8 protein-coding genes are annotated in these 8,911 nt (G+C 58.2%); all 8 read right to left on the reverse strand.

The genetic code is table 11. The annotated features are described in order from the left end of the window. Nucleotides 1–1,129 (reverse strand): MFS transporter (locus tag NNN71_RS21895; protein ID WP_271459332.1); only part of this gene is annotated, 1,129 nt, incomplete at its 3' end. A gap of 79 nt (nt 1,130–1,208) precedes the next feature. After that, a complete protein-coding gene (arnF, locus tag NNN71_RS21900; RefSeq protein WP_223803738.1) occupies nt 1,209–1,598 on the reverse strand; it encodes a 4-amino-4-deoxy-L-arabinose-phosphoundecaprenol flippase subunit ArnF in 390 nt (129 codons plus the stop codon). Then, entirely contained in the window at nt 1,598–1,936 is a 339-nt protein-coding gene (arnE, locus tag NNN71_RS21905; protein ID WP_167574882.1) for a 4-amino-4-deoxy-L-arabinose-phosphoundecaprenol flippase subunit ArnE, read from the reverse strand. The genes arnF and arnE overlap by 1 nt, the downstream gene beginning before the upstream one ends. After that, nucleotides 1,933–3,588, reverse strand: a complete 1,656-nt coding sequence (arnT, locus tag NNN71_RS21910) for a lipid IV(A) 4-amino-4-deoxy-L-arabinosyltransferase (RefSeq protein ID WP_223803737.1) — start codon at nt 3,586–3,588, stop codon at nt 1,933–1,935. The genes arnE and arnT overlap by 4 nt, the downstream gene beginning before the upstream one ends. Then, nucleotides 3,585–4,487, reverse strand: coding sequence for a 4-deoxy-4-formamido-L-arabinose-phosphoundecaprenol deformylase (gene arnD, locus NNN71_RS21915; protein WP_167574881.1), 903 nt, complete (start codon nt 4,485–4,487; stop codon nt 3,585–3,587). The genes arnT and arnD overlap by 4 nt, the downstream gene beginning before the upstream one ends. Beyond that, complete coding sequence (gene arnA / locus NNN71_RS21920) at nt 4,484–6,469, reverse strand: bifunctional UDP-4-amino-4-deoxy-L-arabinose formyltransferase/UDP-glucuronic acid oxidase ArnA (RefSeq protein ID WP_223803736.1); 1,986 nt, start codon at nt 6,467–6,469, stop codon at nt 4,484–4,486. The genes arnD and arnA overlap by 4 nt, the downstream gene beginning before the upstream one ends. Further along, the gene (arnC, locus tag NNN71_RS21925; RefSeq protein ID WP_167574879.1) at nt 6,469–7,449 is read right to left on the reverse strand and encodes an undecaprenyl-phosphate 4-deoxy-4-formamido-L-arabinose transferase; all 981 of its coding nucleotides are present in this window, start codon (nt 7,447–7,449) and stop codon (nt 6,469–6,471) included. The genes arnA and arnC overlap by 1 nt, the downstream gene beginning before the upstream one ends. Before the next feature lies 1 nt (nt 7,450). Continuing rightward, complete coding sequence (arnB, locus tag NNN71_RS21930) at nt 7,451–8,590, reverse strand: UDP-4-amino-4-deoxy-L-arabinose aminotransferase (RefSeq protein WP_163446800.1); 1,140 nt, start codon at nt 8,588–8,590, stop codon at nt 7,451–7,453. Nucleotides 8,591–8,911: the final 321 nt, after the last annotated feature.

Here is an 8,911-nt window from a genome sequence, read left to right on the forward strand (position 1 = left end):
CCGCCGCCAGATAGATTGTCGACACGCCCATCCATGCCATCATCAGCCCGGCCAGCGGCCCGGTGATGCCCAACGATAAATCCATAAATACGGTATAGGTCGCCAGCGCCGATCCCTGATTTTGCTGCGGCACGGCTTTTACCGCCACCACGCCCAGCGCCGGGAACACCAGCGAAAAGCCCGCGCCCGCCAGGAAAGTGCCAATCTTCGCCATCATTGGCGTCATCGCAATTCCTACCAGCAGTAGCCCCACCACCTCAACGGCAAAGCAAATCATCGCCACATTCAGTCCACCAAGGCGGTTAATGCCGTTCGGGAACAGCAGCCGTGTGCCGACAAACGCGCAGCTAAACAGAGTGAGCGCGAAGGCCGCGCCGTCCCAGCCTTTGGCGTCATAGAACAGGGTGATAAAGGTGGCGATCACGCCAAATCCCGCGGAGGCCAGCGCCAGCGCCATACCGTAAGGCCAGACGCGCCCGAGTACCGCCCGGAAGGACATCGGTTTGCCCTTTTTCGCTTTCACTTCATCACGGGGAAGCGCCGCCAGAATCGCCACGGCGGCGACGGCCATAATCGCCAGCGCCAGCCCCTGTAGGCCAATAAAGCGGTAACACAGCACGCCAAGCGGCGCGCCCATCGCCATCGCGCCGTAAGTGACGATACCATTCCAGGAGATCACCCGGCCAATATGCGGCGACCCGACAACGCCAACGCCCCACAGCGTCGAACCGGTACCGGCAAAGCTCTGGCCGATACCAAGAATCACGCGCCCCAGGCACAGCAGCGTCAGGCTTATCAACGGCCAGCCGCCGCCAAACGCCGCCAGTAAATAGCTCAACCCACTCAGGAAACAGCCGCAGAGGCCAAAAACAACGATTTTTTTCGGCCCCAGTTGGTCGGCGTAACGCCCGGCATGAGGACGACTCAGCAAGGTAGCGAAGTATTGCAGGCTGATAACCAGACCGGCCCAGAAGGCGCTAAACCCCATCACATCATGAACATAACCGGGCAGCACCGCCAGCGGCAGGCCAATGGTGAGATAGCTGGCGAAGTTGAAGATCACGACGGAGACAATACGCAAATTGAGGCGCAGGCCGCTAAGCTGCGCCTCGGCGTCGGCCGCAGGCATAGATAATCCCTTATAGATGCAACAGAAATGGCATTATTGCACATTTTGTCGCCGGGAAGGCGGCATTACCCGATTCGGACTACCGGTGAGGTGTCGGTTTGTTTGGCCAGAAGATGGTAATGACGCCGGCGATAATAACAATAACCCCCAGCAGGCCGCGCCACGAGAACGGCTCATGCCAGCCGGGCAGCAGAATCGCCGCAAGCCATACCACCATGTAGCTCAGGCTCAGCAGCGCGTAGGCTTTCGCCAGCGGCAGACGCTTGAGGGCGAAGAACCAGCAGGCCATCGAAGCCACGTAGCCCAGCAACCCCAGCAGCAGCGCCAGCGTGCCGGTGTCAAAATGCAGAAGATGCAGCAAAAAAGCCAGCGGCTGCGTCGCCGACGGTAGCGTGGTCATCGCCGCACGCAGCGTCAACTGCGCGGCGCTGACCAGCGCCACACTCATCAATGCCCAGATAAGCCCCATCAGGCGCTGCTCCCCAGTAACGCAATGCCGACGATTATCAGCGCCACCCCGGCCCAATGGCGGCCGCTCACCGGCTCGCGCCAGATAAGACGCGCGGCCAGCGTCACCCAGACAAAGTTCAGGCTCAGCATCGGGTAGGCCACGCTGACCGGAATCTGCTGGAGCACCAGCAGCCACAGCAGCATGCCCAGCCCCAGCAGCGCCAGCGCCAGTCCGAGCCAGGTTAGCAGATGACGCCCGCGCAGCCCTTTACGGGCAGGGCGAGTCGCCTGTTTCTGACATAGCTGCCCGCCGCAGCTCAACAGGCTGGCGAGCAGCAGGCAGGCCCATGTGATCATTGCGGGCGATACTGAATAAAGACGGTGCGACCCATGGCATATACCTCATCCGGTTTTGGCAGCGGCAGTTCGGCTAACTGTACGTCACGAGAGAGCAATAACACCAGCGAGATTGGCCCTTCCTGACGATGTGCCGCCAGCCACTGTGGGAAGTCTTCGGTAGAGACGAAGCTGCCTTTCGCGTCAGGGTAAGAGAGCCCATACTTCAGCTCGCCCTGCTGGCCGTACAACATCACATCGCTACGCTTCAGCTCCCAGGCCAGCCCGGCGGCTACGCCGACGCTGTTGCTCAGCACATAGCGGCTCGGCGCCAGCGACTCGCTAACAATATCCACCAGGAACTGCGGCTGCTTGCTGTTGGTCACGCGATCGGGAATCGCCATCCCCACCAGCAGCGCCAGCCCCAGCGGACAGAGCGCGGCAAGCTGCCAACGCTGTGCGCCCGGTTTAATCGATATCCAGCCCATCAGCGCCCAGAAGAAGAAGGCTACTGCCGCCAGTACGCATTTATACAGCTCAATCTGCATCCAGACCGGATGTTTCATCGGCCCCCACGGTGAGACCACCGCGACCGCCACCAGGCCCACAACGCCGAAGACGATGTTGATGATGCCGTTCACCCGCAGCGCTTTCGAGCCGACTTTTGCCGCCTCAACCGCATAGCGCGCCATCAGCATTGCCAGCGGCGCGAAGCACGGCAGGATATAGGTCGGCAGCTTGCCCTTGGCGATACTGAAGAACAGGAACGGCATTACCACCCAGCCCAGCAGATAAAATGCGCCGCGTAACCCTTCCTGCTCCTGCCAGCCGCGCTTGAACGCGCCGGGTAGCAACGCCAGCCACGGCAGACTTCCCGCGACCAGGAACGGCAGGTAGTACCAGAACGGCGCTTTGTGCTGCGCGTCGCTCTGAGCAAAACGTTGAATATGTTCGACCCAGAAGAAGTAGCGCCAGAAGTCGCTTTCCCGCGCGGCGATGGCCAGCCCCCACGGCAGGACGGTCAGCACGCAAACCAGTACCGACAGCCAACCCCAGACCAGCACTTCCCGCCAGCGTTTCTGCGCAATGACCCACGGCAGCACACCGATCACCGGCACCGCCAGGGCGAGGAAGCCTTTGGTCATGACCCCCATACCGCAGGCCACGCCCAGCAGCACGTAACCCCAGAAGCGTTCGCCAGTGGTCTTCGCCTGCGCCGCCAACCAGAAGCTGCACATGGCAAGCGTCATCCACAGGGTAATCATCGGGTCGAGCACCGCATAGGTGCCAATCCCGTAGACCAGGAACGCGGTTAAGAAGATGGCGCCGGAGAGCAGCGCCACTTTGCGATCCTGCCAGATTTTCCACGCCAGCCAGACCACCAGCAGCGCGGAAACGGTGATAGAAAACACCGCGCCAAAACGTACCGCGAAGTTACTGTGACCAAATAGCCACTGCCCGATACTGTTAATCCAGTAGCCGGCAATCGGCTTTTCGAAGTAGCGTAACCCCAGGAAATGCGGCACCACCCAATCACCGGTCGCCAGCATTTCGCGGCTGATTTCGGCATAGCGGGTTTCGTCCGGCTGCCACAGCAGCCGGAAGTTGAGCGGAACCAGGTAGTACAGAACAAACAATGCAGCTAACGAAATACCATAGCGAAGGGATTTCATACGTCTGAGCTCAAAAGTTGTTGGCAGCCTAGCCAGCCTTCACGACCGGCAATTTCTCCGCGCACCACCTTCCCAACCGGCAACTGACGGAAGTCATCCGGGAGAAGCTGGCCTAACGGGCAAAAACGAATTTCCTGCTGTGCCGCAAGGGTCAGCAGATAGTCAAACTGTTCGGCGTAGGCACCCCCCTCCACCTCAGCATGAATGGTGTACACCGGCGTACCGGTATCCTGGCGAATACGCTCCAGCAGCCAACGATTGAAGCCTTCCGCACTGACCACGCTACCGACAACTTCATCCCAGGTGGGCAACGTCACCGGGATCTGTACGGTCGCCTTCTCGCCGTTACTGAGTTGCGGAATGAACGGTTGCGTGCCGCGGCAGTCGCTGTTGTAGAGAAATTCAAAAGACTCTTTCGCCTTCACCACACGCTGGTCAGCGCGCCAGCCCGCCACCGCCGAGCAGGTGACCGGATGACCAATAATCGTCTCCAGCGCAGACAGGCCGCGGCCAATTTCGTCAATCAACTGCTGCTCGTTCCACATGCCGCTCCACTGCTGCCAGCGGTGATGATCCCAGGCATGCAGCCCCACCTCATGTGTCTGCGCAACGCTACGGATAATCTCCGCGTTGGCTTCGCCAATAATACGCCCCGGCCACGCCGTCCCGGCCAGCAGAATGTCCCAGCCATACAGCGATGCCGCGCGTGAGCGCAGCATCTTCCACAAGAACTTCGGCTTTACCAGGCGCCACAGGTGGCGCCCCATGTTATCCGGCCCGACGCTGAAGAAAAAACTGGCCTGTACGCGGTGCTTTTTCAGCACCGCCATCAGCCTTGGCACCCCTTCGCGAGTACCGCGAAAGGTGTCGACATCAACGCGCAAACCTACTTTTTTCATGATGGTTTTTCATCCGTCAGTTCAACCGTGCGCAGGAAGAAGTCCAGCGTTTCTTCAACGGTCTGCTGCATTTCCACCGTCGGCTGCCAGTCGAGGAGGCGTTTCGCATTGCGAATGCTCGGTTTACGATGCTCAACGTCCTGATAACCTTTACCGTAGTAGTCGCTACTTTCCACTTCACGGAAGCCGGCAAACGGCGGGAAGCGGTCGCGCAGCGGATGACGCTCAAAGCAGTCGAGCAGCATTTCGGCCAGCTCTTTAATGCTCGCTTCGTTATCCGGGTTACCAATGTTGATAATCTGCCCATCGCAGCGGCCGTCTTTGTTCTCAATGATGCGGAACAACGCTTCAATACCGTCGCTGATGTCGGTGAAGCAGCGTTTTTGTTTGCCGCCTTCGATCAGTTTGATCGGCGAACCTTCCACCAGGTTGAGGATCAACTGGGTAATAGCCCGAGAGCTGCCGATACGCGCAGCGTTGAGGTTATCCAGACGCGGCCCCATCCAGTTAAACGGACGGAACAGGGTAAACTTGAGGCCAGTTTTGTCACCGTAAGCCCAAATCACGCGATCCAGAAGCTGTTTGGAAACCGAGTAGATCCAGCGCTGCTTGTTGATCGGCCCCACCACCAGGTTAGAGTTATCTTCATCAAAGTTGGCATCGGTACACATGCCGTACACTTCGGAGGTGGACGGGAAGATAATACGCTTGTTGTACTTCACGCAGTCGCGGATGATCTTCAGGTTCTCTTCGAAGTCCAGCTCGAACACGCGCAGCGGGTTACGGGTGTACTCGATAGGCGTCGCGATAGCCACCAGCGGCAGCACCACGTCGCATTTCTTAATGTGGTATTCGATCCACTCTGAGTGAATGCTGATATCGCCTTCCACAAAGTGGAAACGCGGGCAGTCGAGGAAGCGGCTGATGGCGTCAGAGCCGATATCCAGGCCGTAAATCTCGTAGCTATCATCGGCCAGCAGGCGTTCGGTCAGATGGTTACCGATAAAGCCGTTCACACCCAGAATCAGCACGCGGGTACGACGCTTAACGGCCACAAACGGACGGCTGGAGAGCAACGCGCCCGCCACCAGACCCAGCGCCGGTGCCAGCTGAGCGCCCTGCATATAAACGCCGTTAGCGCTCTGACCGGTAACGATTTCCAGCGCGCCTTCACCGCAGGCAACCACCAGCGGCGCGACGGACAGAACGGTACCCGGCTTCGCGGCTTCCATGTCAGTACGCACACGAGATTTCCAGACGATAAATTTGTTGGTGCCAACATAGCCAAACGCGCCCGGCCACGGATCGCTCACCGCACGCACCAGGTTATGCAGCGCCTGAGCCGGTTTTTCCCACTCCAGGCGGCCATCTTCCGGGGTACGACGACCGACGTAGGTCGCCTGCGAATGATCCTGCACACGCTCGTCGGTCTGGCCGCTGCGAATTTTCGCCAACGCATCGCCAAGCAGCGTCTGGGACGCCGTGCACAGCTTACGGTGCAGCGTCAGCGCCACGTCAGAGTCAGCAATCGCCACGCTCTGCTGGGCCACAATATCCCCCGCGTCCGCGCGGTTGGTCATACGGTGCAGCGTCACGCCGGTCTCTTTCTCACCGTTCACCAGCACCCAGTTCAGCGGCGCGCGACCCCGGTATTTCGGCAGTAGCGAGCCGTGCAGGTTGAACGCCCCTTTCGGCGCCAGATTGAGGATCTCGTCGCTGAGCAAGTTGCGGTAATAGAAGGAGAAAATCACTTCCGGCGCCATCGCGCGGATGCGCTCCACCCACAGCGGGTGGTTGACGTCTTCCGGCGCGTAAACGGTAATACCCTGCTCAGCCGCCAGGCGGGCAACGGAGCCGAAGAAGTTATTCTCACCCGCGTTGTCCGGGTGAGTGAAGATCGCCTCGATGTCGTATCCGGCATCCAGCAGTGCCTGAATACCGGTGCAACCCATGTCGTGATAGGCAAATACAACAGCTTTCATTAACGATTTTCCTCTTCAGAATCCAGATTTTCCTGGCGAACAACACGTTGAATAAAGTAGCGGGGGCGGGCACGCACATCGTTGTAGATGCGGCCGATATACTCCCCAAGCAGGCCCATGCCGATAAACTGGGCGCCGATAAACATGAACAGAATGGCGAATAGCATGAACACGCCGTCCCCCGCCCATTCCGGACCGAGCACCAGGCGCAGCACGACCAGCAGAATGGAGAAGGCAAAGCCCAGCACCGCAATCACGCTGCCGACCACGCTTAACAGACGCAGCGGCGTGGTGGTCAAGCAGGTCACCAGGTCGTACATCAGGTTAATCAGGCGCATAAAGCTGTATTTCGAGTCACCGAACTCACGCTCGGCGTGCAGCACCGGAATCTCCACGGCGCGGCGGGCGAAGGTATTCGCCAGAATAGGAATAAAAGTGCTGCGCTCATGGCAGTTGAGCATCGCGTCGACAATATGACGGCGATAGGCGCGCAGCATGCAGCCGTAGTCACCCATCGCTTTACCGGTGGTGCGCTGAATCAGACGGTTAATCATCTTCGAGGCTGTTTTACGGAAGATACTGTCCTGACGGTTCTGCCGCACGGTACCCACCACGTCGTAGCCTTCGTCGGCTTTTTCGACGAGGCGCGGGATCTCTTCCGGCGGGTTTTGCAGGTCGGCATCGAGGGTGATGATCAGATCGCCGGTAACGTGGCTAAAGCCCGCCATAATTGCCGAATGCTGGCCGTAGTTGCGGTTTAACAGCACCGCCACAATGTGGCTTTCCGGCGCTTCTGCCGCTTCAACCAACATGCGCGCGGAGTCGTCGCTGCTGCCGTCGTCGACCAACAAAATTTCATAGTCACGATTCAGGGTCGCGCAGGCAGCGTCGGTACGGCGAATCAGCTCCGGCAGGCTGTCCTGCTCGTTATAGACCGGTATCACGACGGAGACTTTCTTGACTAACGGGTACTCAAACATATCAACGGCCTGCTAGCTGATGGAGCGCCGTAATGACACGGGTGGTGTCGTCATCGGTCATATCCGGGAAAAGAGGTAATGAACAGATACGTGCGCTGTTCCATTCGGTATTCGGTAGCGAGAGTTCAGGGAAACGCTCGCGGTAGTATTTCTGCGTATGCGCCGCACGGAAGTGCAGCCCGGTACCAATACCTTGCGCTTTGAGTTGTTCCATTAGCGCATCACGGCTGATGCCGCAGCGCTGTTCGTCCACGCGAATAATAAACAGATGCCAGGCGTGCAGATGCGGCCAGCTCGGTACGGCCAGCGGCTGGAACGGCGTATCCGCCAGTTCCTGCACGTAACGCTGAGCGATATCACTACGGCGCTGATTGGCCTGCCCTAATTTGCCCAGTTGAACCAGCGCCAGTGCGGCATTGATATCGGCGAGGTTGTACTTAAAGCCCGGGCTAATCACTTCTGCCTGCGGGGCGCGGCCGTGGGTCTGACGGTCATAGGCATCAACGCCAAGACCGTGGAACTTGAGGCTACGAATGCGGTTGGCCAGCTGTTCATCGTCGGTGACAATCAGCCCACCCTCGGCGCTGGTCATGTTTTTGATGGCATGGAAGGAGAAAATCGCCGTTCCCTGCGCGCCGACATGCAGGCCCTTATAGTAGGTACCCGCCGCATGCGCCGCGTCTTCAATCACCGGAATGCCGTGACGCTCCGCCACTGCGCGAATGCCGTCAATATCAGCAGGCGCACCCGCGTAGTGCACGGGAATAATGGCTTTCGTACGGGGAGTAATAGCGGCTTCAATGGCTTCAGGCGTCACCATCAGGTTGTCGCGATCGACATCGATCATCACCGGGGTCGCCCCCAGCAGGACGATCATATTCAGCGTCGAAACCCAGGTTTGAGAAGGGGTGATGACTTCATCGCCGGGACCGATGCCCAGCGCCATCAGCGTGACGTGCATACCGCCGGTTGCCGAACTGACGGCGATTGAAAAACGGTTCCCCGTTAGCGAGCAGAACGCCTCTTCCAGCGCCTGGTTTTTTGGCCCGGTGGTGATCCAACCGGATTGCAGCACTTCCTTGAGTGCTGCGAACTCCGCCTCACCCATAGAAGGGCGGGAAAACGGCAGAAAATCACTCATGAATGTTCCTTACCCTATTACGCAAATGAGCGAAGCTGGCTCATCAATCAATGATTCGAGCGTTGTTTTTGTTTAAAAACAGCAATGGATAACGTGATATTCAAACCGACAACATTCGATGACGGTAAAAGTATCAATGTTATCTTAGGATAAGATTAAGAAACTTGTGGCGAGAGGCACAATAANTACTAACTAAACGAAATCAATAGATTACACCTCTATTAATTCATATGATTTGTATGTAAAAAGCGCCCAGGTTACATCGTAACCTGGGCGCTGATTCACATTATTCAACGTTCACTCAACAAAGGATTTATAATC

Origin of the sequence: Kluyvera sp. Awk 3 (genome assembly GCF_028069715.1) — a bacterium.
Lineage (GTDB): Bacteria > Pseudomonadota > Gammaproteobacteria > Enterobacterales > Enterobacteriaceae > Kluyvera > Kluyvera georgiana_A.

Excerpts from the sequence above, each read along its gene's own strand:
- arnF (WP_223803738.1), bottom strand. The coding sequence starts at position 1,598 with ATGGGGCTTATCTGGGCATTGATGAGTGTGGCGCTGGTCAGCGCCGCG.
- arnE (WP_167574882.1), bottom strand. The coding sequence starts at position 1,936 with ATGATCACATGGGCCTGCCTGCTGCTCGCCAGCCTGTTGAGCTGCGGC.
- arnT (WP_223803737.1), bottom strand. The coding sequence starts at position 3,588 with ATGAAATCCCTTCGCTATGGTATTTCGTTAGCTGCATTGTTTGTTCTG.
- arnD (WP_167574881.1), bottom strand. The coding sequence starts at position 4,487 with ATGAAAAAAGTAGGTTTGCGCGTTGATGTCGACACCTTTCGCGGTACT.
- arnA (WP_223803736.1), bottom strand. The coding sequence starts at position 6,469 with ATGAAAGCTGTTGTATTTGCCTATCACGACATGGGTTGCACCGGTATT.
- arnC (WP_167574879.1), bottom strand. The coding sequence starts at position 7,449 with ATGTTTGAGTACCCGTTAGTCAAGAAAGTCTCCGTCGTGATACCGGTC.
- arnB (WP_163446800.1), bottom strand. The coding sequence starts at position 8,590 with ATGAGTGATTTTCTGCCGTTTTCCCGCCCTTCTATGGGTGAGGCGGAG.